Source organism: Halomonas sp. SpR1, assembly GCF_031010175.1.
GTDB lineage: Bacteria > Pseudomonadota > Gammaproteobacteria > Pseudomonadales > Halomonadaceae > Vreelandella.
Genome location: NZ_JAUAMB010000006.1, coordinates 133,441 through 156,597 on the forward strand (window position 1 = coordinate 133,441; position 23,157 = coordinate 156,597).

General features: G+C 56.3%; 20 protein-coding genes and 1 pseudogene. 13 read left to right on the forward strand and 8 right to left on the reverse strand.

Going from position 1 to position 23,157, the window contains the following annotated elements; translation table 11 throughout:
* Positions 1-49 precede the first annotated feature (49 nt).
* Entirely contained in the window at positions 50-1,633 is a 1,584-nt protein-coding gene (locus QT231_RS06810; protein WP_308336160.1) for a glucan biosynthesis protein G, read from the forward strand.
* Positions 1,634-1,637: 4 nt separating this feature from the next.
* On the forward strand, positions 1,638-4,169 hold the full coding sequence (mdoH, locus tag QT231_RS06815; protein ID WP_308336161.1) for a glucans biosynthesis glucosyltransferase MdoH: 2,532 nt from the start codon (positions 1,638-1,640) through the stop codon (positions 4,167-4,169).
* Positions 4,170-4,274: 105 nt separating this feature from the next.
* Here the strand turns inward: mdoH and QT231_RS06820 are convergent, their stop codons facing one another.
* Positions 4,275-5,222 carry a helix-turn-helix domain-containing protein gene (locus QT231_RS06820; RefSeq protein ID WP_308336162.1) on the reverse strand — a complete coding sequence of 316 codons (948 nt, stop codon included), beginning with the start codon at positions 5,220-5,222 and terminating at the stop codon, positions 4,275-4,277.
* 213 nt (positions 5,223-5,435) lie between these two features.
* Between QT231_RS06820 and QT231_RS06825 the strand changes: the two genes are divergently transcribed.
* The 8 genes from QT231_RS06825 to QT231_RS06860 all read left to right on the forward strand — a co-directional run bounded on the left by QT231_RS06825 (position 5,436) and on the right by QT231_RS06860 (position 14,279).
* Positions 5,436-6,848: an ethanolamine ammonia-lyase subunit EutB gene (locus QT231_RS06825; RefSeq protein ID WP_308336163.1), complete on the forward strand. Its 1,413-nt coding sequence runs from the start codon at positions 5,436-5,438 to the stop codon at positions 6,846-6,848.
* On the forward strand, positions 6,841-7,677 hold the full coding sequence (gene eutC / locus QT231_RS06830; protein ID WP_308336164.1) for an ethanolamine ammonia-lyase subunit EutC: 837 nt from the start codon (positions 6,841-6,843) through the stop codon (positions 7,675-7,677). The genes QT231_RS06825 and eutC overlap by 8 nt, the downstream gene beginning before the upstream one ends.
* A gap of 158 nt (positions 7,678-7,835) precedes the next feature.
* A complete protein-coding gene (eat, locus tag QT231_RS06835) occupies positions 7,836-9,269 on the forward strand; it encodes an ethanolamine permease (RefSeq protein WP_308336165.1) in 1,434 nt (477 codons plus the stop codon).
* Positions 9,270-9,380: 111 nt separating this feature from the next.
* The gene (locus tag QT231_RS06840; protein ID WP_215119287.1) at positions 9,381-9,881 is read left to right on the forward strand and encodes a CIA30 family protein; all 501 of its coding nucleotides are present in this window, start codon (positions 9,381-9,383) and stop codon (positions 9,879-9,881) included.
* A gap of 164 nt (positions 9,882-10,045) precedes the next feature.
* A complete protein-coding gene (gene pyp, locus QT231_RS06845; protein ID WP_308336166.1) occupies positions 10,046-10,429 on the forward strand; it encodes a photoactive yellow protein in 384 nt (127 codons plus the stop codon).
* Between the two features lie 132 nt (positions 10,430-10,561).
* Entirely contained in the window at positions 10,562-11,707 is a 1,146-nt protein-coding gene (locus QT231_RS06850; protein WP_308336167.1) for an AMP-binding protein, read from the forward strand.
* 75 nt (positions 11,708-11,782) lie between these two features.
* Complete coding sequence (gene aceK / locus QT231_RS06855) at positions 11,783-13,534, forward strand: bifunctional isocitrate dehydrogenase kinase/phosphatase (RefSeq protein WP_308336168.1); 1,752 nt, start codon at positions 11,783-11,785, stop codon at positions 13,532-13,534.
* A gap of 31 nt (positions 13,535-13,565) precedes the next feature.
* Complete coding sequence (locus QT231_RS06860) at positions 13,566-14,279, forward strand: NAD-dependent deacylase (RefSeq protein ID WP_308336169.1); 714 nt, start codon at positions 13,566-13,568, stop codon at positions 14,277-14,279.
* 5 nt (positions 14,280-14,284) lie between these two features.
* On the opposite strand, the pseudogene bioA reads toward QT231_RS06860, so the two are convergent.
* The 6 genes and pseudogenes from bioA to bioB all read right to left on the reverse strand — a co-directional run bounded on the left by bioA (position 14,285) and on the right by bioB (position 19,978).
* A pseudogene (bioA, locus tag QT231_RS06865) lies at positions 14,285-15,556 on the reverse strand (adenosylmethionine--8-amino-7-oxononanoate transaminase).
* The gene (gene bioD / locus QT231_RS06870) at positions 15,553-16,242 is read right to left on the reverse strand and encodes a dethiobiotin synthase (protein WP_308336170.1); all 690 of its coding nucleotides are present in this window, start codon (positions 16,240-16,242) and stop codon (positions 15,553-15,555) included. The pseudogene bioA and the gene bioD overlap by 4 nt, the downstream one beginning before the upstream one ends.
* Positions 16,239-17,021, reverse strand: a complete 783-nt coding sequence (gene bioC / locus QT231_RS06875) for a malonyl-ACP O-methyltransferase BioC (protein WP_308336171.1) — start codon at positions 17,019-17,021, stop codon at positions 16,239-16,241. The genes bioD and bioC overlap by 4 nt, the downstream gene beginning before the upstream one ends.
* Positions 17,018-17,746 (reverse strand): alpha/beta fold hydrolase, encoded by a 729-nt coding sequence (locus QT231_RS06880; RefSeq protein ID WP_308336172.1) that lies wholly within the window; start codon positions 17,744-17,746, stop codon positions 17,018-17,020. Before QT231_RS06880 ends, bioC begins: the two co-directional genes overlap by 4 nt.
* On the reverse strand, positions 17,728-18,891 hold the full coding sequence (gene bioF / locus QT231_RS06885) for an 8-amino-7-oxononanoate synthase (RefSeq protein WP_308336173.1): 1,164 nt from the start codon (positions 18,889-18,891) through the stop codon (positions 17,728-17,730). The genes QT231_RS06880 and bioF overlap by 19 nt, the downstream gene beginning before the upstream one ends.
* On the reverse strand, positions 18,878-19,978 hold the full coding sequence (gene bioB, locus QT231_RS06890; RefSeq protein WP_308336174.1) for a biotin synthase BioB: 1,101 nt from the start codon (positions 19,976-19,978) through the stop codon (positions 18,878-18,880). The genes bioF and bioB overlap by 14 nt, the downstream gene beginning before the upstream one ends.
* Before the next feature lie 165 nt (positions 19,979-20,143).
* Here bioB and QT231_RS06895 point away from each other — a divergent pair, with 165 nt between their 5' ends.
* The 3 genes from QT231_RS06895 to QT231_RS06905 all read left to right on the forward strand — a co-directional run bounded on the left by QT231_RS06895 (position 20,144) and on the right by QT231_RS06905 (position 21,873).
* Positions 20,144-20,449 carry a nucleotidyltransferase domain-containing protein gene (locus QT231_RS06895; RefSeq protein ID WP_308336175.1) on the forward strand — a complete coding sequence of 102 codons (306 nt, stop codon included), beginning with the start codon at positions 20,144-20,146 and terminating at the stop codon, positions 20,447-20,449.
* Positions 20,446-20,925 carry a hypothetical protein gene (locus QT231_RS06900; protein WP_308336176.1) on the forward strand — a complete coding sequence of 160 codons (480 nt, stop codon included), beginning with the start codon at positions 20,446-20,448 and terminating at the stop codon, positions 20,923-20,925. The genes QT231_RS06895 and QT231_RS06900 overlap by 4 nt, the downstream gene beginning before the upstream one ends.
* 126 nt (positions 20,926-21,051) lie before the next feature.
* The gene (locus tag QT231_RS06905) at positions 21,052-21,873 is read left to right on the forward strand and encodes a tRNA-uridine aminocarboxypropyltransferase (protein ID WP_374694382.1); all 822 of its coding nucleotides are present in this window, start codon (positions 21,052-21,054) and stop codon (positions 21,871-21,873) included.
* Here the strand turns inward: QT231_RS06905 and QT231_RS06910 are convergent.
* Positions 21,811-23,082: a TraB/GumN family protein gene (locus QT231_RS06910; RefSeq protein WP_308336178.1), complete on the reverse strand. Its 1,272-nt coding sequence runs from the start codon at positions 23,080-23,082 to the stop codon at positions 21,811-21,813. The genes QT231_RS06905 and QT231_RS06910 overlap by 63 nt on opposite strands.
* Between the last annotated feature and the right edge of the window lie 75 nt (positions 23,083-23,157).

Below are 23,157 nucleotides of genomic sequence, written 5' to 3' on the forward strand. Positions count from 1 at the left end.
TAAGCGAATTTGAAGTAAGTCAAAGGATTGTACAGGAGCATTACGCTAAATGAGTGGATCGACCCCGCGAAATAAACTTACACACCGCAAAGGCTTTTTTTCAGTAGCCGTGCTAGGCGGGTTACTGATTGGAAGCCTCCCAGTTGAGGCTTTGGCGTTTGGCTTCGATGATGTCGCCCGAAGGGCAGAGGAGCTAGCCCAACAGGGCTACCGCCCCCCAGAAACATCGTTGCCAAACGAGCTGCGCGAACTCAGCTATGCAGAGTATGCGCAAATACAGTACAAGCGAGATCGCGATGTGTGGAGCGGTAATGACGTACCTTTCACGCTAAGCTTTATCCATGAAGGCATGCATTACGACAGTGCCATCCAACTCAACAGTATTGATGAGGAGGGCGAGGTTCATGGCTTTGCTTACAACCCTGATGATTACACATACGGCGATTTAGACATCTCCGATGACGTTAAGCATAGCGACGGACTGGGTATCGCTGGCGTTAAGATCAATTACGCTCTCAATGGTGATGATCCTAATGAGGTGATGGTATTTCTCGGGGCAAGCTTTTTTCGCGCTGTTGGAAGAGGGCAGGTTTATGGTCTTTCAGGGCGTGGGTTGGCCGTTGATACGGGATTGCCTTCGGGCGAAGAGTTCCCGCGTTTTACAGAAATGTGGATCGTCGAACCGAACCCAGAAAGCCAGTATTTAACGATTTTCGCGCTGCTCGATTCGCCCAGCGTTACCGGTGCCTATCGTTTCGTATTACGCCCGGGTGAAGGTACGTTGGTCGACGTACAGTCGCGGCTATATTTACGCCGGGCAGTCGAAAAGTTGGGCATAGCGCCGCTAACCAGTATGTACCTTTACGGCCCGGAACAGCCTTCATCGACACAACACTATATGCCGGCAATCCATGACTCGAATGGCCTATTAATCGATGATGCCCAGAATGGCTGGCTGTGGCGCCCGCTAGCCAATCCGGCCAGATTGATGATGAATAGACATGCAACGCCTCAGCTGCGCGGTTATGGCCTGATGCAGCGTGGTCACGATTTTAGCGATTATCAGGATCTTGACGCGCGTTATGATCTGCGCCCAAGCGTCTGGATTGAGCCACTCAACGAATGGGGGGCGGGTAGCGTTGAGCTGATTCAGATTCCGACTGACAACGAGACCAACGATAACATCGTATCGATGTGGCTAGCGGATGAGCCCCATGAACCGGGAACGCCGCTGGCGTTCGATTACCGCATTATATTCACCACTAATGAAAGCCGTCATCTTGACCCTCAGCTTGCCTGGGTTGAAGAGACACGTCGCTCACGGGGTGAGGTGATTCGCGATGACCTAGTGCGGGAGCCAGACGGTACACTCGCCTTCGTCCTCGATTTTGTCGGGCCTTCGCTTGAGGGTATCGGCAACGGCGCAAACATAAGCGTTGATGCAAGCGTGGGCGATAATGGTGAATTAGCCGCTAGCCGCGTTGTGCATAATCCAGCCACTAACGGTTGGCGTGTATTTGTCAACGTGAAGCGCAATAACGGTAACCAGCCTTTGGATATCAGGGCCAAGCTAATGCTTGATGGCAAGCAAGTATCTGAGACTTGGTACTATAGACTACCCGCCAATGGCTGAGAAAATGTCTTCTTCACAGGCAACGCCAACGGATATTTATTTAGAGCGGTTGGCGTTGGAGACCCAGAATCGTGAGGAGCGCTACAAGTTACTGGTCGGTGATCTTGATAAGCACGAAATGGCTTCTCTACATGCTGCGCTAGGTGAGTGTAATGAGGATCATTGTGATGGCCAAGCCGAAGGCCATAATGAAGGCCACAGTGACGAAAATAATGATCCGGCGGCTTTATCGGTGGGGCGGCGCTTGGCGCTTGCCTATGCGGAGCCGCCTCTCGCGCCGCCAGAGGTGCTGTCAACGGACACATCGGGCATTACGCGACTGCGCACTGCACCAGCGATGAAGCGAACGCCGTTGGCCCCCCAACAGTGGTCGACCAATCCTTTCGTGAATATTGGCCGACGTTTCAAGCGCTGGGCTAGCGGTGATGTTCGTCGGCGCAAAAGAGCGTCACCCTCCGCGTCTTGGAAGTGGGTGGCCTCAAGGCGTCGTTGGATTTTATTAGTGTTGATTTTTGGTCAAAGTATCATCGCCGCCAATCAGATGCGCACCGTTCTCCCTGGCCAAGGCCTACAGTGGCTTGAGATCGCTATTTTGTCACTGTTTGTACTGCTATTCGCCTGGGTATCCGCAGGGTTTTGGACGGCCTTGATGGGGTTTTTCCAGCTATTACGACGCCATGACCGCTACGCCATTGATAGCGAGGTGGGTGATGAGCCGATAGATGATGAGGCACGCACAGCGTTGCTGGTGCCCATCTGTAACGAGGACGTTGCCAGGGTATTTGCCGGGGTGCGCGCCACCCTGGAGTCTTTGCGTAGCACGGGTAATGATCGGCATTTTGACATCTTCATCCTGAGCGATACCTCCGACCCTGATATTGCCATTCAAGAAACCTATGCATGGTTGGTGTTATGTCGCGATCTGGAAGCTTTCGGGCAGGTTTTCTATCGCCGTCGACAGCGCCGTGTAAAACGTAAGAGCGGTAACCTTGACGATTTTTGCCGGCGTTGGGGGGCACTCTATCGCTATATGCTGGTATTGGATGCCGATAGCGTTATGAGTGGTCAATGCCTTACCCGGTTGGTGCAAATGATGGAGGTGCATTCCAATGTTGGTATTATCCAAACGGCGCCCCGCGCTTCTGGACGTCACAATTTGTACGCTCGCATGCAGCAATTTGCGACGCGGGTTTACGGGCCGTTGTTTACTGCCGGGCTGCACTTTTGGCAGTTAGGCGAATCGCATTATTGGGGCCATAACGCGATCATTCGCTTAGCGCCGTTTATGCAGCACTGCATCCTGGCGCCACTGCCCGGTAAAGGCTCGATGTCGGGCGAGATTTTATCCCACGATTTTGTCGAGGCAGCGCTGATGCGTCGCGCCGGTTGGGGGGTATGGATTGCCTACCAACTGGAAGGCAGCTATGAGGAAATGCCGCCTAACCTGCTCGATGAGCTCAATCGCGACCGGCGCTGGTGCCACGGCAATTTGATGAACTTCCGGCTGTTTTTCTCGCAAGGCATTCATCCCGTACACCGGGCCGTTTTCCTGACTGGTTTAATGTCCTATCTTTCTGCGCCGCTCTGGTGCCTTTTTTTAGTCCTTTCTACCGCACTTTTAGCCGTGCATACCTTTACCACGCCCAACTACTTTCCTGAACCGGGTATGATGTTTCCTGTTTGGCCGCAATGGAATCCAATGTTAGCGGTGGGATTGTTCGGTGTGACGGCGCTGCTGCTGTTCTTGCCTAAGCTGCTCAGCGTATTGCTGGTGTGGGTACAGGGAAGCCGACAATTTGGCGGGCCACTCAAGGTGTTAGCGAGCATGGTGCTTGAGTCGCTATTCTCGATGTTATTGGCGCCAGTCAGGATGCTGTTCCACACTCGCTTTGTACTAACATCATTGATGGGGTGGGCGGTTCAATGGCGCTCGCCATCGCGGGAGAATAGTGACACGACGTGGGGTGATGCCCTCCGTGCTCATTGGAGCCAAACCTTGATAGGGGCAGTGTGGGCAGCGGGGGTTTACGTTATGGAACCCACATTTCTGTGGTGGCTCTCGCCCATCGTCGTTTCTTTAATGTTATCCATTCCGGTGTCAGCACTCTCGAGCCGTGTCTCGTTAGGACGGTTCTGCTTTCGAAAGCGGCTGTTCCGGATTCCCGAAGAAACGCAACCACCACGGGTACTGCGACGCATGGTGAGCTTGCTTTCCCGCATGAACACAGGAATGGCGGCGCCGTCTTTTGCCCAAGTGGTGGTAGACCCCGTACCGAATGCGTTGGCGACTGCCTTAGGGACATCACGGCATACCGATGTTGAGCCAGTACGCCGACGTCGAGCCGAGCGGGTTGCACGCGGAGTAAGGATGGGGCCGACGGCAATGAGTCGGCTGGAGCGGTTGGATTTTCTCGATGACCCGGTGATGATGTCGCAACTGCACTATCACATTTGGGACGATAGCAAGGCGCACCACAGTTGGTTTGACTATGGTCTTCCAGGGCGTGAATCCAAGCATCTGCCTACGTTTAGCTAAGCTAATGATCACTTTCAACGACTGACGATTTTAACCAGTACCGCGCGTTTAATCAGGCCGGCTGAGAGGCTGGCTTGTATTGCCTATCTGCTATTGTCGAGTTGCTCACAACGTTTTCGCATGCAGTGTCTGTGAAGGAGACTCCCCAAACTGCTGCTTATAGTCGTGGGCGAATTGACCCAAATGCCAAAACCCCCAATAGGTAGCTATGCCGGTTACCGACTGCTCCGGTGACGCTGCTCTCAGCGCCCGACGCACACGATTCAGTCGTGTTAGGCGTAAAAACTGTAGTGGGCTAATGCCTAAAATGGTCGTAAAGCTGTATTGCAGCGTGCGGCGGCTAACATGGGTTAGCTGGCAAAGCTCCTCCATGGTCACTGGGCCATCCAAGTGCTCGTCAACATAGCGCTTAACGCGGTCAACCACTTCCTTGCGGTGAGCATAGCTGGGTGGCAGCTCCGCGCTAGGCTGCTCGGCTTGCAGCAGTTCCAGCAGCGCCATAAGCAGAATATCTTGATGAATATGGCTGGCGATCGTCAGCGTCTGGCTGGTGAGTAAACGTTCGATAAGAAACGATACGGCATTCAGCGTTTCCTTGGGCGCAGGCCGACGCGGTCTCTCCTGCCAGTGCTTATCCAAGCTCACACCCTGCCGTTGGGTGGCCTCTGCTAGTGCTGGCAGCTGAATCACTAGTCCATAGATATCGAAGGTTTCGGGGGTTACCAGTTCAAAGTCCCTCCCGCCAGGGCGGCACATCACCTCGCCCAGGCTAAGCGGTTGACCATTGATACGCGTACCCTGGCGAGTGGTAGGAATCCCGATCCACAGCGAGTTCGGCCACACCCGGCAATCCTGACGTAGCGCCTGCCCGGTGTACTCCTTAAACACCTGCATGGTTTCAAGTGCCACTTCATCCAGGCGACCATAGAAGCTGCCAGGGCTAAGCTGGTCGTACTCCTGCTGCCAGCGCGTCAGGTTTTGCGCGTGCTCATCGGCATCAAACGCTTCCTGTATGCATCTTTTTGGTGCAAATGCGCTGTCGAGCGTGGTCATGGGGGCTCCTCGGGGCGTTATTCTCGCTCAATACTGCTTGGTTAACGCCTTAACTTTCTGTATTTGTTTACATTTATAAAATAATACCGGGTTTGCCAAAACTCGATACTCGCTATCTATTGATAACGCTATGGTAGAAACAAGCAAGTTTTCTACCTCAACGCGCAGTCAGCGCGATGACAAAGCAGACGTCATATAAAAAAGGAAAGCTCCATGGCGCAGACCTATCACACCACGGTGGGGAGCCGCAGCTACCGCTTCGCAAGCCTAGCCGAGCTGATGGCCAAAGCCACGCCGCCTCGTTCCGGTGACCGTTTGGCCGGTGTCATGGCGGAGAGTGCCGAAGAGCGTGTGGTCGCCCAAATGGTATTGGCCGAACTGCCGCTCACTACTTTTTTAAACGAAGCGTTGATTCCTTATGAAGAGGATGAGATCACCCGGCTGATTATGGATGAGCATAATGCCGCCGCCTTCGCTTCCATCAGCCATCTCACCGTGGGCGACTTTCGTAACTGGTTGCTCTCCGATCACGCCACCAGTGAGGTACTAACGCAAGTCCGTGCGGGTATTACTCCCGAAATGGCCGCCGCTGTCAGCAAACTAATGCGCAATCAGGATCTGATTCTGGTCGCCAAAAAGTGCCGGGTCACCACGGCGTTTCGCAATACCATCGGCCTACCGGGGCGGCTCTCTACACGCCTCCAGCCTAATCATCCCACCGACGATGTCACCGGCATTGCCGCCAGTATTCTCGATGGGCTTCTCTATGGCAGCGGTGACGCGGTAATCGGTATTAATCCCGCCACCGATAACGTCGCCCAAAGCGTCAAGCTGATGCGCTTGATGGACGACGTCATTCAGAAGTATCAAATCCCCACCCAATCCTGCGTGCTTACCCATGTGACGAACACGCTGGAAGCTATCGAGCAGGGCGCCCCGGTCGATCTGGTGTTTCAATCGATTGGCGGCACTGAAGCCACTAACCGCAGCTTTGGTTTTGACTTGAGCACCCTCGCTGAAGCCGAAGCGGCGGCGCAGTCGCTCAACCGCGGCACGGTGGGGCGCAACGTGATGTATTTCGAAACCGGTCAGGGCAGTTCGCTCTCCGCCGATGCCCATCACGGGCTCGACCAGCAAACCTGCGAAGCCCGTGCCTACGCGGTGGCGCGCAAATTTAACCCACTATTGGTCAATACCGTGGTGGGCTTTATCGGCCCCGAGTACCTGTTCGATGGCAAAGAGATCACCCGCGCAGGGCTTGAAGACCACTTCTGCGGCAAGCTGTTGGGCGTGCCCATGGGCTGCGACGTTTGCTATACCAACCACGCCGAGGCCGACCAGAACGATATGGATAACCTGCTCACGCTGCTCGGCGTGGCGGGCTGCAACTTCATCATGGGTATCCCCGGCTCTGACGACATTATGCTCAATTACCAGACCACCTCCTTTCACGATGCGCTCTACGCCCGGCGGGTGCTGGGGCTAAAAGCGGCACCAGAGTTTGAGCGCTGGCTTGAAGAGATGCAGATCTTCCAGGATATCAGCACTCATCGGCTCAACGACCAGCTGCCCGCTGCCTTTGCCAACAGTCTGCGCCACCTGCCCCAGGAGCCTCGTCATGGTTGATAAGCCAACATCGCCCATTGTGGTGGAGAATCCCTGGGAGCGACTCAACGCCTTTACCGACGCACGCATTGGCCTGGGGCGCGCGGGTATAAGCCTGCCGACCAGCAAGCTGCTGGCGTTTCAACTCGCCCACGCCCAGGCTCAAGACGCCGTTCACACTCCGCTGGATGTCGACGCCCTCGCCGCCGAGTTAACCGCAGCGCTTGAGGTATCAGAGGCCCCCATACGCTTACATAGCCATGCCCAAGACCGCGCCATGTACCTGCAGCGGCCTGACTATGGCCGCCGCCTCAACGATGAAACCCGGGAGCAATTACAGCAAGCCGCCGCCTCTCAGCAGCGCTATGACCTGGCGGTAGTGATTGTCGATGGGCTCTCTGCGCTGGCCGTGCAGCAGAACAGCGCGCCGTTTCTTAGCACGCTGTATCAGATGTTCAACAGCGATGCTGCCGATTGGCAGCTAGCACCGCTGACCATTGTCGAGCAGGGGCGTGTGGCGATTGGCGATGAGATTGGTGCTCTGCTGAACGCCGACGCCGTGCTGGTGATGATCGGCGAACGGCCAGGGCTAAGCTCGCCGGACAGCCTGGGGCTGTATATGACCTGGGCGCCGAAACCGGGGCTAAAAGATGACCGCCGCAACTGTATTTCCAACGTTCGTCCGGCAGGTTTGCAGATCGAGGAGGCCGCCCGGCGCTTCTTTCTGCTGTTAAAAGAGGCCCGTCAGCTCAAGGTGTCGGGGGTTAAGTTGAAAGACCGTAGTGAAGACGATGTGCTGGAAGGCGACGCCGCTCCCGGTTCAATACGCAACTTTCTGGTCGCCGATTAACGACCTTGGCGCACGACAACAGCCGCATAACAACAGACGTATCACAGCAGACGTATAACAATCAGGACGTAACAATTCTCCAATAACAATATGGAACGCAGTAAGCAGCACAGCACGCCGCTGACGACACTTTCGTTCCACACCATGAGGGCAAAACGATGACACAACCATCAGTTGATCAGGCGTACTTGGCAAAACGCCAACTGCGTAAAGGCACCGCCGGCTGGATGCTGCTGGCGGGGCTAGGGGTTTCCTACGTGATTTCCGGTGACTTCGCCGGGTGGAACTTTGGTATCGCCGAAGCAGGCTGGGGCGGCTTTGCGGTTGCCGCCTGCTTAATGGCGTTGATGTACTTAGCGCTGGTGCTGTCGTTGGCGGAAATGTCCGCCGCGATTCCTGCGGCGGGTGGCGGCTACAGCTTTGCCCGCCAGGCCATGGGGCCGGCCGGTGGTTACCTCACCGGGCTTGCGGTATTGATCGAGTACGCCCTGGCGCCAGCAGCGATCGTGATCTTTATCGGCGCCGCGGTGGAGTCGTTACTGGGCATTAACGGCCCGCTGGTGTATCTGCTGTTTTACGCCGTGTTTATCGGTATTCACCTGGCGGGGGTGGGTGAAGCGCTAAAAGTCATGATGGTGATTAGTGGCCTGGCGGTGTTCGCCATTATTGCCACCGCCGTGGCACTGATCGGTAGTTTTGACGCCACCAACCTGTTTGATATTGCCCCCACCGATGCCGCAGGTGCCAGCACCTTTATGCCGTTTGGTTGGTACGGTATCTGGGCGGCGCTACCCTTCGGCATGTGGCTGTTCCTGGCGGTGGAAGGCGTGCCGCTAGCGGCGGAAGAAGCCAAAGACCCAGCCCGGGATATGCCCAAAGGCATTATCGGCGCGATGCTGTTTTTGCTGTTCACCGCCTTGCTAGTCGTCGTTCTGCTGGCCGGTGCGGCGGGGGCTGAAATGATCGGTCAAAGCGGCGTGCCGCTGGTGGATGCGCTGAACGCGGCGGGTAACCCAACGCTTGCCACGGTGGTTAACGTGCTGGGCTTAGCCGGACTCATTGCTTCCTTCTTTTCGATCATCTATGGCTATAGTCGCTTGGTGTTTGCGCTCTCACGAGCAGGCTACCTACCTAAGCAACTGTCGCTGACCAGCGGACGTAAAGTGCCCTATCTAGCGCTGATCGTGCCGGGCGTATTTGGCTTCCTGGTGTCACTCAGCGGTGAGGGCGACCTGATGTTGGGGATGGCCGTGGTCGGCGCGACTATTTCTTATGCGCTGATGGCGCTGAGTCACATTATGCTGCGGGTACAACAACCTGACTTGCATCGGCCGTATAAAACCCCTGGCGGTGTGGTGACATCAGGTATTGCGCTGGTACTGTCGTTGGTAGCACTCACCGGGGTATACGCCTTTGATCCCCGCGCGTTCAACTACACCATCGTGCTATTCATCGCCGGTGCGGCTTACTACTTCCTGTACAGTAAAAATCATTTGGTGGCGAAAACCGCCGAGGAGGAGTTTGCGCTGGTGTCCGCTTCACCTGAAGAACTGGATGAAGGCGAAACCGCACCGGCCGCCGCTAAGCTGTAAGCGAGCCAACGAGTAGGCTACTGTGATAAGCCCCGGGCGGTAAAAACGTCTGGGGCTTTTTTATACCTATGTATTTATGCATCTATCTATGAACCGTTGCGAGGTGGCCGCATGACGCTGAACTTTAATGATCCCAGTGAACAGCAGCGCTGGTATGCCGTCGATGATGGTGTCATGGGCGGGGTTTCCCAGAGCGGGTTTAGCGTTATCGAAGGTGAAGGTCGCTTTCATGGCGAGGTGTCGCTGGAAAACGGAGGAGGGTTTGCCTCCGTTCGCCGTGAGCCCAACGGTTTTGAGCCAACGCTAGCGGATGCCCTGGGCATAGCGCTAACCGTGCGAGGTGATGGACGTACCTATCAACTGCGCCTGAAAAGCTCCTCCCTGGGTGACGCCTCTGCCTACCGGGTGAAATTCACCCCTGCTCAAGATTCCTGGGAGACACTGCATTTCCCATGGAGCGCCTTTGAAGCGGTGCGGCGGGGCACCATGCTTAGCGATGCCCCTGAAGTCATGCCAAGCGAGATTCACCAACTCGGTTTCTTAATCGCAGATCGCACCGCAGGGCCCTTCTGTTTGCAGGTAAGTGCTATAAACGTAGTGCTTGATAAATGATAAAAGCAGTAGCGTTGCCATCCAATAGTAGTAGTTAGTTGCCTTAGTTTCATGATACTGATAATTTCGTTAGGGCTTATAGCTTGTGCATAATATTTGTGACAGGTTTGTAAAGAATTGGTGGGTAAAAATGCCTACCATTCGTTCAATCAGGAGGTGTACTAATGGCAATGGAAACGGTTCGTTTTGGTAGCGACGATATTGAAAATTCGCTGGCGAAGATGGATGACAAAAAACTCGACGATTTAGCTTTCGGCGCTATCCAGTTGGATGCCAACGGTAAAATTATTCAATACAACGCAGCGGAAGGCGGCATTACCGGGCGAGACCCCAAAAGCGTGATCGGTAAAAACTTCTTTACCGAGGTAGCACCCTGCACCCAAAGCAAAGAGTTTCAGGGGCGTTTTAAAGAAGGCGTCAAAAGTGGCGACCTCAATACGATGTTTGAATACGTTTTTGACTACCAGATGACGCCTACGAAAGTGAAAGTGCACATGAAAAAAGCCATTTCAGGGGATACCTACTGGATTTTTGTTAAGCGTTTATAACCCGCTTATCGGCCGCTTGCTTAATGGTTAACAGGGAGTGGGCGGCCTGGCGCTTGAGCTGAACAATTTTTCTTGCGAGTCTCGACTTGTAGCTAAGAAAAAATAGTAAGAATAAATAGTTAAGGAAAAAAGATGCCTCAGTGGCTAAGCGAAGCCGATTGCAAAGCGGTTCTGCAATCACTGCTGAGCGCAGAACTGGCTGTTTATCGGGGTACCTCCGCGCCAAATTGGCAGGATACACCGACTATCGACTCCCTCGAACGACTTCACCTCGCTGCTTGTGTTAACGAGTTCTTCTGTTTACACGAAACAGGTGCCGAAGACCGCCTGCTAATGACCCAAAATTTTGATGACTGGGCCACCTTAGTGGTGCGAACCATCACTGAAACCTCAGGGCTGACGTTTAGAACCTCGGGCAGTACAGGCTCTCCCTCTGCTCATCTACACCGCTGGAAGGATATCGAAGCCGAGGCGCATGCCTTGATACAGCGCTTTGCATCGCGAGTGCCGATACACCGCGTGATTAGTTGGTTACCGCTGCACCACCTGTACGGCTTTATGCTGGGCGTGGCGCTACCCGCTGTTAGTGGGATCCCGCGCATTAGTGTCGACAACGCAGCGCTACCAACGTTATCTGCTGGTGATTTAGTGGTCACGGTTCCTCCCCGCTGGGACTATTTGGCCCGTTCCCGCAACGGTTGGCCTGCCAGTGTCGTCGGCGTGTCTTCGACCGCACCGCTTTCAGCCGACACCTCAGATGCGTTGATCGCAAGTGAGCTAACCGGGTTACTGGAGATTTACGGCAGCACCGAAACCGGCGGTGTTGCCACCCGCTGGCAGCAGGACGAGCCTTATCGGCTGCTATCCCATTGGCAGCGGGTTGATACGCAGCATATTCAGCGCGTTAATAGCCACACCGCAACGCCGTCGCTGGCCACGCCATTGCTAGATAGCACTCAATGGCACGACGAACACACCTTTACGCTGCAGGGGCGTCGCGATGACGTGGTGACGATCGGTGGCGTGAACGTCAGCCCCCTGTATGTGGCCGAGCGTTTGCGTGCGCTGGAAAGTGTGGCCGAGTGTTCGGTACGTACCACGGGGCCCGCTACAAAACGGCGTTTGAAAGCCTTTGTGGTTCCTGTGAATAACGAGCAGGAAGCCGCAAATGCGATCGCTCAATCCATCGTTCAGTGGCCTGCCGCCGAACGCCCCGTTGGGGTGACTTACGGCGATGCTCTGCCCACCAATGAGATGGGCAAGCTAACTGACTGGTAAGTGCCTACACCAAGGTCGTCTCGCATGTAGTTTGCCGTTACACGAAGCTGGTAGAAATAATCAGGAGTTTGGCCAGTGAAACACTCACCGGGGTATCGCCTAGCGGCAACGATTTTGCACGGTTTTGACGAGTATCGGACGCGCTTTAAAGAGATCACCTCTGACGCCAGCCGACGCTTTCGTGATGCTGCGTGGCGTGATGCCCAACTGGCGTCGGCGGAGCGGATCAATCTCTATAAGGAAAAAATCGACGTCACTCTGAGTCGCTTAAAGCGCACCTTTGATCCTGAGGTTGTGTCTCACTGCGAGTGCTGGCGGGAAGCGCGCTACCACTACGCCGAACTGATCAGCCACCGGCTCGACTTTGAGTTGGCGGAAACCTTTTTTAACTCGCTGTTCTGCGCCATCTTCCACCACCGCCATATCCGCAACGACTGGATGTTTGTGTATAGCTCCCGGGAAGATGCTGCCCGCCGCTCGGGGATTGAGCTATGCCGCAGGCACAGGGTCAATGGCGATTGGCAGGCGGCGCTCAAGTGGGCGCTTCTCGATGCGCCACTGGATAATCGCTTTGCTGATATAGACCAGGATACCCACCTCGGGGCCAGCTTCTTAACACAGCACTTACCCGTGGCGATTTTGAACGGCGATGACACCGAAATCGAGCTGTTGAATAGCGTCTTTTACCGCAATAAAGGCGCCTACTTGGTGGGGCGTATCCGCGGTGGCGGCGAACAGGTGCCGCTGGTACTGCCCGTGCTTCACGGCGAGGGATTTGGTGAGCAGCAGGGCGGCGATCCCTGCCTGCATCTGGACACGGTGCTGATCGAAACCGACGAGGTGTCGATTATCTTCTCCTTCACCCGTGCCTACTTTCAGGTGGAGGTGGCGGTACCCAGGGAGTTTGTTGATTACCTTCAGCAGTTAATGCCGCACAAGCCGGAAGGCGAGCTCTACGCTGCCATCGGCTTTTTCAAACACGGTAAAACCGAGTTCTTCCGGGCCTTGAACCGTCAGGTCGCCAAACGCGAAGATCAGTTTGTTATCGCTCCTGGCGTGCGCGGCATGGTGATGGCGGTGTTTGTACTGCCCAGCTTTCGCACCGTATTTAAGATCATCAAAGATAAATTTGATCCGGCTAAAGATGTTACCCACGCCGTGGTGCGCGAAAAGTATCGGCTGGTAAAGCGTCACGACCGGGTAGGCCGCATGGCCGATACCCAGGAGTTTTCAAACTTTATTGTCCGTCAGGATCATTTTTCGCCGGAGTGCCTGGAACACTTATTGGAAGTCGCGCCTTCAACCGTGGTGTTGAAAGACGATAAGGTGATTATCAAGCACTGCTATACCGAACGCATGATGACGCCGCTGAATATCTACCTGGAGCAGTGCGGCGACGCAGAGAAAGAAATGGTGCTTAAGGATTATGGCAACGCCATCAAGCAAATGGCGGCGGCGAATATCTTTCCCGGCGATATGCTGCTGAAAAATTTTGGCGTTACCCGCCACGGCCGGGTAATTTTCTACGATTACGATGAGGTGTGTTACATCACCGAGTGCCGGTTTCGGCACATGCCAAAAGGGCAGGGGGTCGATGCATCCAGTTTGTCCATCGGCCCCAACGATATTTTCCCCGAAGAGTTTGGCCCCTTTATGTTCGCCAATAAAACGCTGCGCGATATGTTCATGGCGCAGCACCCCGAACTCTTCGACCCCGATTACTGGCTGGAACTGCAGCAGGCCATTATCGATGGCCGCGTCATTGATGTTTACCCGTATCGTAATAAACAGCGCTTTGCGGGTAGCATTGGCCAGCTAGTATATTAAGCAGGGTTGGAACATAAATAACGAGGTCATCATGGCAGCAAGCCCGCATTTGGTGGTGTTTACCGGCTCGGGGATTAGCGCCGAGAGTGGGATTAAAACCTTTCGTGCCAGCGACGGCCTGTGGGAAAACCATCCGGTTGAGGATGTCGCCACCCCCCAGGCGTGGCAACGCGACCCGCAGCAGGTGCTGAATTTTTACAATCAGCGCCGGGAGCAGATCCGCAAAGCTAAACCCAATGCCGCCCACAAAGCGCTGGCCGCTCTAGAGCAAGAAGGCTTTACCGTCAGCATCATTACCCAGAATATTGACGACTTGCACGAACGAGCTGGCTCCCGCCAGGTGCTGCACTTACATGGTGAGATTTTAAAAGCCCGCTCCTCTATCGATGAGCGCATGCGCTACCCGTTGCTTAAAGGTGGGATAGAGATAGGCAACGTGTGTGATAAGGGCAGCCAGCTGCGTCCCGATGTGGTCTGGTTTGGCGAGTCGGTGCCGCTGTTTGCCGATGCCTGCGACATCGTTAGCCAGGCTGATTTTTTGCTAGTGGTGGGCACCTCGCTGGCGGTGATGCCTGCAGCATCGCTGCTATCTTATATTGACTACGATACGCCCTGCGCTCTGGTCGACCCAGAGGCGGATAGCCTTAGCCCGCCAGGGGTGCTGGCGATTAACACCACCGCCGGAGAGGGCGTTCCAGCGCTAGTAAATCGCTGGAAGCAGCAGGGTAATCTACTGCTTTCCTGAGCTGTTTACTGCTCAAGAAACCACGCCCTCATCACCTCGGTAATCTTCACCATCTCTGCTTCAGAAGTAATGTAGGCGGGCATGGTATACAGTCAGCGACCAATGGGGCGCAGCCAAACGCCTCGCTTGCGGGCGAAGTCACCTACCCCTTTTAGTGCATCGGCGGAGTGCGCTTCAATCACCGCCGTAGCGCCGAGTACGCGAACATCGGCCACGGTTGGGTACGCGTTGAGCGCACGGTCTTCCAGTAGCTCGCGTCGCAGCAAGCGATTAAGCGCCGCTATCTTGCCAAGATAATCCTCTTCCTCGAACACCCGCAGGCTTTCCAGCGCCACGCGGCAGGCCAGCGGGTTGCCCATAAACGTCGGCCCGTGCATAAACGCATGCTGGGGGCTGTCGCCGATAAAGGCATTGTGGACGCGATCCGTCGCTAGCGTCGCGGCGTGGCCCAAATAGCCACCGGTCAAACCTTTGGAGAGCACCATGATATCTGGCGTAACGCCCGCGTAGTCAGCGGCAAACAGCTTGCCGGTGCGGCCAAAGCCGGTGGCCACTTCGTCAAAGATCAGCAGCACATTAAACTCATCGCACAGCGCCCTGGCGCCAGCAACATAGGCGGGTGAGGTCATATTTAGACCGCCTGCGGCTTGTAAAAGCGGCTCCATCAACAGCGCGGCGATCTCGCAATGGTGGCGCTCGAGCACCTCACGCAGAGCGCTAAGGTCATGTTCTACCTGTTCGTCGCTGGCATCAAAAGGAGCCGTAGGCGCTGGTGCGAAGTGGTGCTGGGGAAGCAGGCTGGCAAACAGGCTATGCATGCCCTCTTCCGGGTCGCATACCGCCATGCAGCCGGTGGTGTCGCCATGGTACGCCTTCATCAACGAGAGCATCTTGCGCTTACCGGGATTGCCGGAGAGCACCTGATACTGCAAGGCCATTTTCATCGCCACTTCCATGCCCACCGAACCGCTGTCGGAATAGAACACGTGGTTAAGCCCGGCGGGGGTAATGCGTACCAGCTCGCGGGCCAACTGGTCGGCGGGGTCGTGGGTTAAGCCACCGAGCATCACATGGCAAAGCTGGCCTGCCTGTTCGCGAATGGCCGCTACCAGGCGGGGGTGGCCGTATCCGTGAATCATGCACCACCAGGAGCAGGTGGCGTCCAGCAGGCGTTCGCCGCTCTCAAGCACGAAGTGAGCGCCGTCACCGCCGACTACCTTGGGGGCGGGCGTCTGGGTTTTTAAGTGGGCATAAGGATGCCAAACCGGCGTCGTCATAACGGCTCCAGGGAGAGGTAGGGGGCAGCAGTAGCGGCACTGGGGGTGTCGAGATGGGGGATAATGCCTAAACAGGGGGCGGCCAGTTTAGTATTTAGATGCGCGATGTTGGCCTTAAAACGGGCAGTGTCGGCCGCAAAATCGGGATCCACCACGCTGCCCGCCCAGCCGGCGAGTGCCAGTCCGTCGGCTCTAATCGCTTCCGCCGTTAAGCGGGCATGGTTCAAACAGCCCAGCTTTAAGCCGACGACCAGAATCACCGGCAACTCAAGCGCCATCGCCAAGTCGGCAAAATCCTCCTGGTCGTTTAACGGCACGCGCCAGCCACCGGCGCCTTCAATCAAGGTGAAGTCTCTGGGTGTTTGGCTAAGCGTTTCGCGTAGTGAACTCTCGATGGCGCAAACCTCAAGCGGCTGGCCTGCCTCCATCGCGGCGAGATGAGGCGCAATGGCGGGGGCAAAGGCGATGGGGTTAACCGTGGCATAGTAGACCGGCGGCACACTCTGCTGCTGTAACATCAGTGCATCATCATTACGCAGACCTTCGCTAGTCTGCTCGCTGCCGGAAGCCACCGGCTTAAGGCCCAGCGTGCTCAACTGCTGTTGGTGGGCGGCATGTAATAAGCCGCTGGACACCAATGTTTTACCCGCATCGGTGTCGGTGCCGGTCACAAACCAGATGTTCATAGCGATTTTTCCAATTGCAGTGTTAAACAGTGGTAGCTCACTGGCAGGCCTTCCGGCTGGCGCAACTGTTCAAAGCGCGCTTTTGCAGCGGCGATATCCGCTCGGGTAAGGCAGGTGTTTGGCCGGGGAAGCTGGGCGCCGACGCCTTTAATGGAGGCCATCACGGCTTGCAGGTCGGGGTAGTAAAAGCGCTCAACGGTGGCCGTTTGTTGGTTGATGGTTAAACCGCTTTTAGCCATCGCCCGTTCGACGCTTGCTTGATTGGGCGGTTGCAGCAGCGCCTCGGGGCGCTGCCAGGCAACGGCGATCTCTTCCAGAGTGCCGGGCAGCAGCGTGGTGATATGCGCCTGCCCGCCGGGAGTGAGAACCCGGTAAAGCTCTCCCATCACCGCGCCAAGATCACGGCACCACTGCACCGCCAAGTTGGAAAACACCAGATCAAAGGCATAGGCTCCAAACGGCAGTGCCGCCGCGTCGCCCTGCTGCCAGTGGATATCGACACCATAGCGCTGGCGGGCTTGTGTCAGCATGCCGGGGGCTAAATCTAACCCGGTGATCTGAGCGCGGGAGTAACGTTTGGCTAGCTGTTGTGTCCAGTAACCGGTGCCGCAGCCCATATCGAGTATGTTATAGGCATTGTCGGGTAGCGAGTCCCACATCCGTTGACCTATTTGGCGCTGTGCGCTGGCGAGCGCATCGTAGCGTGGGGCGGCCCGGGAGAAGGCGTGAGCAACCCGCGCCTGCCAACTAGCATTGCTGTTCACCGTTAGAGCGTTCATAAAATCGCCATCTTAGCGCTAGCCATCTGAGTGGCATGATGGGTAATCGTAGTGACGAGAGCCTGGGGCTGGGAGAGCATGGGACAGTGGCCAACCCCGGTTAAAAGCTCACTGGCGCGGCGCTGGGCGGTGCCGATTAATGGATCGTGTTCGCCGGTGAGCCATGCCACTGGGCAAGAGGCCGCCGCTAAGCGTCGACGGTTATCAATCGACGCCAGCCAATCCAGGCCAGTAGCGAGCGTGTCGCTGTCGGCGGGTAGCGTGTCGCCCAGCAAGTCATGCAACTGCCGATAAGCCTGCCGGGGACTGGGCTCGCCTTGCGCCTGCCAGCGCAAAAAGTGCTGCCAGGTCGCGGTGGGGTCGCGCTGAAAGGCACGTCGAAAGGCGTTAAGCTCGGCAGAAGTGACACCGTCGGTTGCGCAGAAGGTGCTACCGGCACCGAGCAAAATCAGCCCGCGTGGTGGGGGCAGTTCTTCAAAGAGTGCCGCCGCCAGTAACCCGCCTAGCGACCAGCCGACCCATACCGCATCGCTGGCTAACGACTCGGACATCACCTCCGCCAGCTCTGCCAGGGTGGCATTCGCTCCGAGCGCAGGGGCATCGCCATAGCCAGGCCAGTCGACTGCCTGGGCAGACAGGTGGGCAGGCCAATGCGCTGCCAATGGCTGCCAGATACGCCGGTCGATTCCCCAGCCGGAGAGCAGTATCAAACGCAGGGGCTGCATAACGCCTCTTGGCACTTGCACTGGTTGAGCGCCGCTAACAGCTGGTCAATATCGCTCTCCTGGTGGCGAGCGCTTAGGGAGATGCGCAGCCGGGCCTCCCCCTTGGGCACCGTTGGCGGGCGAATCGCTCCCACGTGAATGCCTAGCTTTTGCAACTGCCCCGTCCAGCGTAAAGTGCGTGCTTCATCTCCCAAGATCAGCGGTTGAATGGGTGTGGCAGAGGTGCTGATTGGAAGCCCTAGACTCAGCGCCTCGCGGCGAAAGTAAGCGATATTGGCGTTGAGCTGGGCGCGGTGTTCAGGTTCACCCTGAACGATCTCCAGCGCTTTAAGGGTGGCCGTGGCAATCGCCGGGGGCTGGGCGGTGGTGTAGATATAGCTGCGGGAAAATTGAATCAGGTGGTCGATTAACGCGGCACCCCCGGCCACAAAGGCCCCCGCGGTTCCCATTGCTTTACCTAAAGTGCCGACCAAAATCGGCACCTCGGTGCTGCTCCAGGCGCTACCCACGCAGCCGCTGCCATTTTCACCCAGTACGCCCACGCCGTGGGCGTCGTCGATCATTAGCCAGGCGTCATGGCGTTGGCTAACGGAGACTAAACTGGCGATGTCGGCCACATCACCATCCATACTAAACACACCGTCGCTGACCACGAGCTTATGGGCACACTCACTGCGCCCCAGCAGGTTTTCCAGATCGCTTGTGTCGCGGTGATGGAAGCGCCGCGAACGGGCGCCACTTAAGGCGGCACCATCGATTAACGATGCGTGATTAAGGCGGTCTTGAAAAATAGCCGTATGGCGATCAGCCAACGCTTGCAGAACCCCAAGGTTGGCCATATAGCCGGTCGAGAACAGCAGCGCACGTTCTCGGCCTGTCCAGCGAGCCAAGGCGTCTTCCAGGGCGTCGTGAACCGCCAAATGGCCGCTAACCAGATGCGATGCACCGGCGCCCGCGCCGTAAAGCCGCGCGCCTTCCGCTTGGGCTTCGCTGACTCGTGGGTCTTGAGACAAGCCCAGGTAATCGTTACCGGCAAAGTCGAGCGCACTAACTGTCATGACGCGGCGTGTTCGCCAGCGATTTGCCTGCTGGCGGTTTAAGCGGGCATCGGCTAAGCGCTGTTGCCACGCGTTAGACACTGGCATCGACTGCTAGCTCGGCAACGCGTTCGGCATGCACCTGCTGCTGCGCCTGTTGGGCAAGGCGTGCCGCTTGGGTGTCTTCACTCTCACACGTTTCGCGCTTTTCCGGGTGCAGGCCCAGCTTGGCAAACAGCGCACGGTCGCGATCTGCCTGGGGGTTACCGGTGGTAAGCAGTTTGTCGCCGTAGAAGATCGAATTGGCGCCTGCCAAAAATGCCAGCGCCTGGGTGGATTCACTCATCTGTTCACGGCCAGCGGAGAGCCGCACATGGCTTTGGGGCATCATAATGCGGGCGACGGCAATAGCACGGATAAACTCGATGGGGTCTAAGTCTTCGACATTTTCCAGCGGCGTACCGGGTACTTTGACCAGCATATTGATGGGTACGGATTCCGGGTGGGGCGATAGCTTGGCCAGCTGTTGCAGCAAGGCGCTACGATCTTTGGCGTCTTCACCCATGCCGAGAATGCCCCCGGAGCACACTTTCATGCCCGCATCGCGTACGTTGGAGAGGGTTTCCAGCCGGTCGCTGTAGGTGCGGGTGGTGATGATTTCGCCGTAGTACTCCGGCGAGGTATCCAGGTTATGGTTGTAGTAATCGAGCCCGGCGGTGGCGAGTCGGCGGGCCTGCTCGCCGTCGACCATCCCCAGGGTCATACAGGTTTCCAGGCCCACGGCTTTTACCTGACGTACCATCTCTTCGACCAGCAGTAAGTCTTTGTCGCGGGGGCTGCGCCAGGCCGCGCCCATACAAAAACGGCTGGCACCGGCCTCTTTCGCTGCCTTGGCTTGCTTAACGACTTTTTCGATTTCCAGCAGCTTCTCTTTCTCCAGCTGGGTATTGTAGTGGCCAGACTGCGGGCAGTATTTGCAATCTTCCGGGCAGGCGCCAGTTTTGATCGAAAGCAGGGTAGAGACCTGCACCGCGTTTGCATCGAAGTGAGCACGGTGAACCTGCTGGGCTTGGAACAACAGATCATTGAACGGTAGCGCGAAGAGCGCGTTGATCTCGTCCAGCGACCAGTCGTGGCGCTGCGGATAGCCTGTTTCAGTGCTTTGCTCTTGAAGTAGCTCGTGGGTCACGGTCATGGTTGTAAACCTTCCAGCTTTTAATAGTTGACGAAACTTTAGCGGCGTTGCGCTTTGGGTGTCAACGTTGGAAGGTTTTTAGGTTTACGGTGGTGGTGGGGAAATATGCTAGCCTTTATAAAACTAAAAACTAACGTGTTGAGAAAGTAGGCAAGGAGAGCAGCTATGCGTTTGAGCGACTATCAGCGTCAAATAATCGTCCAGTCAGTGAAAAACTGCTTTGGCGCTCAAGCGCGTGTAAAGCTGTTTGGTTCCCGTACCGATGATGGTCGCCGTGGTGGTGATATCGACCTGCTGATCACCACCGACATGCAGGATGTTAACGATATTGTACGAGCCGAAATGCGCTGCCAGGTACAGTTGCAGCAAGCGCTTGGCGAACAAAAAATCGATATGTTGATCGACTATCCCAATAGAGGGCACTACCCAGCTATTTTCCGCATCGCAGAACAATCAGGTATTGCGCTATGACTCAAGATATTTTGCAACAGCGTTTACTTGATGCTTGGCGCGAGTGTCAGCGGCATCGGCATTTTATTGACTATGCGTTGTCGTCTTTGCAAACGTCGCTCCCCATTACGGGCGAGCGCCTTACGCGACTAAGTGATGCGGAGATCCAAAGTCTGGATCAATTCGTGCTTCGGTTTGGCAAATTGCAGGACGCTATTGGCGCGCGGTTGCTCCCTTCAGTGCTGCTGTATTTACAGGAGCCTTATGAGGATCGCCCCATGCTGGATAAGCTTCACCGCTTGGAAAAGCTGGGCTACATCGAAGACAGTGAGCAATGGCAAGCGCTTAGAATGCTGCGAAATCGCTTCGCCCATAAATATCCGGATGATCCCGATAAAAATGCAGCGATTTTGACGTTGGCGATTGAGTCAGTCACTAGTTTGAGTTCTATTCTGGAGCGCATTGACCAAAAGCTTGCGCTGTCTTCTATTTCATAATCATTTCCTCATAGCCCTGATTTCATGGCCTTGCTCTCATAAACAAGCACCTAGCTGATCAGCGCTACCCTGCTTTATACTCTGCGCCCTTTTCGTTGTTAGTTGTTTCCCTCTTCTGGAGTGCGGATGTCTGCTTTTGATAGCTCTGTTGGAGAGAGTTCTGTTGGCGAGAGCTCTGTGAATGATAGTGCTGCTGATGCCGTCGTCGAGCATCCGCGTCCGCCGCGGCGGGAGTTTAAAGCGCGGGGGAGTTTTGTTACCCGTTGTGTTCACTGTCAGCTACCCGTGCTGAACTGCTTGTGTCCGTATCAGGTTAAGGCGGAGAGCCATGCCCAGGTATGGCTGTTAACGCACCCCTTGGAGCACTTCAAACCAACCAATACCGGGCGTTTGATTCGCGATGTGATCACTACGACCCAGGTATTTACCTGGTACCGCGTGGCGCCGGATGCCCAGTTAGCCGCGCTGCTAAAAGACCCGCGTTATGCGCCCTTTGTGATTTTCCCCGATGATCAACCCGACTACGCGGATCGGGTGGTCGGTATAGAATCGGTGCACGCGGCGAAAGCGCAGGCGCGCCTTCCGGTGTTTATCATTCTGGATGGCACCTGGCGTCAGGCGCGGCGCATGTTTCGTAAAAGCGCTTATCTGGATGCTTTGCCAGTGCTGCCCTTGAAAACCGAGCGCGAGACCCGCTACCGGCTGCGCAAGCCTGCATCAAAAGCGCATTTATGTACTGCGGAAGTGGCTATCGAACTGCTGCGTCAGGGCGGGGACACGGTTGCGGCGGAGGTGCTGGATGACTACTTCGAGGTGTTTAACGATAGCTACGCGGCGAGCCGATTGCATCACAAAATCGACCCGCCGACAGCCGCAATGCGGCGCCTAGCCAAACAGCGCGCCGGCGATTCTGAACCCGGCCACCCAGGTGCCCACCGCGGAGCCTAGCGTGGCAAGAATAAACACCAGCAGGGTGCGCGATACGCGGTTTTTCCACCAACCTTTTAGCTGGGTGACATCGTGGCGCAGCGATGAAAAATCGCGCACTTTGGGTTTGCGCATATAGAGCTCAACCCCGGCGGCCACAAAGCCAGCACCGATGGTGGGGTTCAGGGAGGTCAGCGGCGCGGCAAAGAAGGTGGCAATCACTGTCACCGGGTGCGCCAGGGCGATAATCGTCGCACCGCCGGAGAGAATACCGTTAATCAAGAACCATTCAACTACCAGTTGCCAGCCCAGGTCGGTGTTGCGTGAAAAACCAATCGCAAAGCCGGTAAGCACCAAGGCGGTAATCAACCACGGTAGCGCTTTCCAAATCTTGGACGGCGGCGGGGTGGCTTCAAGCGCTTCGCGCTCGACCTTAGGCTCGGCGGGCAGTGGCGCTTCAAGGTGCTCGCCGGTGCCTTTAAGGTGACCAGCGCCGAGCACCACTAACACGTGTTGATAGCGCCCTGGCGGCGCCTCCTCGGCCAAGCGCAGCGCCATATAGCGGTCGCGTTCGCGAATCAGCGGCGTATACAGCGCTTCCGACTCGGCGGCAAACTCGCTGAAGGTGGCCTCCAACATATCGCCCTCTTTGAGCTTTTCGATATCCTCTTTGGAGATATCCTGGCGGGAGAGCACGCTGCCCAGCAGGCCTGAAAACAGCGAGAAGCGCTGCCACCAGGGCACATTGCTGTAAATGCGTTTCAGGGTTAACCCCACATCGCGGTCAACCAGCAGTAGCGGTAGCTGGCGGCGGCTGGCTTCTTCAACGGCGGCGCGCATTTCGGCACCCGGCTGAATGCCGGATTGATCGGCAATCCGCTGCTGAAAGGCGCCCAGCGCCAGGCTCGCGGCCACCATGCCCGCTTTGCCTTGTTTAAAGACTTGAAACAGATCCTGCTCGCCCATGGCATCCGGGTTGGCCATGCTGTGGTGGCGAGCGTCGCAGAGTTCAATCGCTACCGCATCAAACGCACCGCAATCTAACAGCGCACGCACATCGTCGGCGCTTTCCGCCGACACATGGGCCGTGCCCAGTAGCGTGTAGCGTGTGTCACCCACCGTAATCGTTTTTAGCGGCCCGCTAGTCGCAGGCAGCGTGGCTGGCGTTGCCGCCAGTGGCCCCGTTTCTTCATGAGACGTTTCTTGGTGAGACGTATCGTCGTGGTTCATTAACAGCTCTCAAAATCAATAAGTGGGACTGATGTGAATGACCGATGTGAAGGACTGTTGCTAAGGACTGATGTG

Coding starts and splice junctions, on each gene's coding strand:
- QT231_RS06810 (WP_308336160.1), top strand. CDS start 50: ATGAGTGGATCGACCCCGCGAAATAAACTTACACACCGCAAAGGCTTT.
- mdoH (WP_308336161.1), top strand. CDS start 1,638: ATGTCTTCTTCACAGGCAACGCCAACGGATATTTATTTAGAGCGGTTG.
- QT231_RS06820 (WP_308336162.1), bottom strand. CDS start 5,222: ATGACCACGCTCGACAGCGCATTTGCACCAAAAAGATGCATACAGGAA.
- QT231_RS06825 (WP_308336163.1), top strand. CDS start 5,436: ATGGCGCAGACCTATCACACCACGGTGGGGAGCCGCAGCTACCGCTTC.
- eutC (WP_308336164.1), top strand. CDS start 6,841: ATGGTTGATAAGCCAACATCGCCCATTGTGGTGGAGAATCCCTGGGAG.
- eat (WP_308336165.1), top strand. CDS start 7,836: ATGACACAACCATCAGTTGATCAGGCGTACTTGGCAAAACGCCAACTG.
- QT231_RS06840 (WP_215119287.1), top strand. CDS start 9,381: ATGACGCTGAACTTTAATGATCCCAGTGAACAGCAGCGCTGGTATGCC.
- pyp (WP_308336166.1), top strand. CDS start 10,046: ATGGCAATGGAAACGGTTCGTTTTGGTAGCGACGATATTGAAAATTCG.
- QT231_RS06850 (WP_308336167.1), top strand. CDS start 10,562: ATGCCTCAGTGGCTAAGCGAAGCCGATTGCAAAGCGGTTCTGCAATCA.
- QT231_RS06860 (WP_308336169.1), top strand. CDS start 13,566: ATGGCAGCAAGCCCGCATTTGGTGGTGTTTACCGGCTCGGGGATTAGC.
- bioD (WP_308336170.1), bottom strand. CDS start 16,242: ATGAACATCTGGTTTGTGACCGGCACCGACACCGATGCGGGTAAAACA.
- bioC (WP_308336171.1), bottom strand. CDS start 17,021: ATGAACGCTCTAACGGTGAACAGCAATGCTAGTTGGCAGGCGCGGGTT.
- QT231_RS06880 (WP_308336172.1), bottom strand. CDS start 17,746: ATGCAGCCCCTGCGTTTGATACTGCTCTCCGGCTGGGGAATCGACCGG.
- bioF (WP_308336173.1), bottom strand. CDS start 18,891: ATGCCAGTGTCTAACGCGTGGCAACAGCGCTTAGCCGATGCCCGCTTA.
- bioB (WP_308336174.1), bottom strand. CDS start 19,978: ATGACCGTGACCCACGAGCTACTTCAAGAGCAAAGCACTGAAACAGGC.
- QT231_RS06895 (WP_308336175.1), top strand. CDS start 20,144: ATGCGTTTGAGCGACTATCAGCGTCAAATAATCGTCCAGTCAGTGAAA.
- QT231_RS06900 (WP_308336176.1), top strand. CDS start 20,446: ATGACTCAAGATATTTTGCAACAGCGTTTACTTGATGCTTGGCGCGAG.
- QT231_RS06905 (WP_374694382.1), top strand. CDS start 21,052: ATGTCTGCTTTTGATAGCTCTGTTGGAGAGAGTTCTGTTGGCGAGAGC.
- QT231_RS06910 (WP_308336178.1), bottom strand. CDS start 23,082: ATGAACCACGACGATACGTCTCACCAAGAAACGTCTCATGAAGAAACG.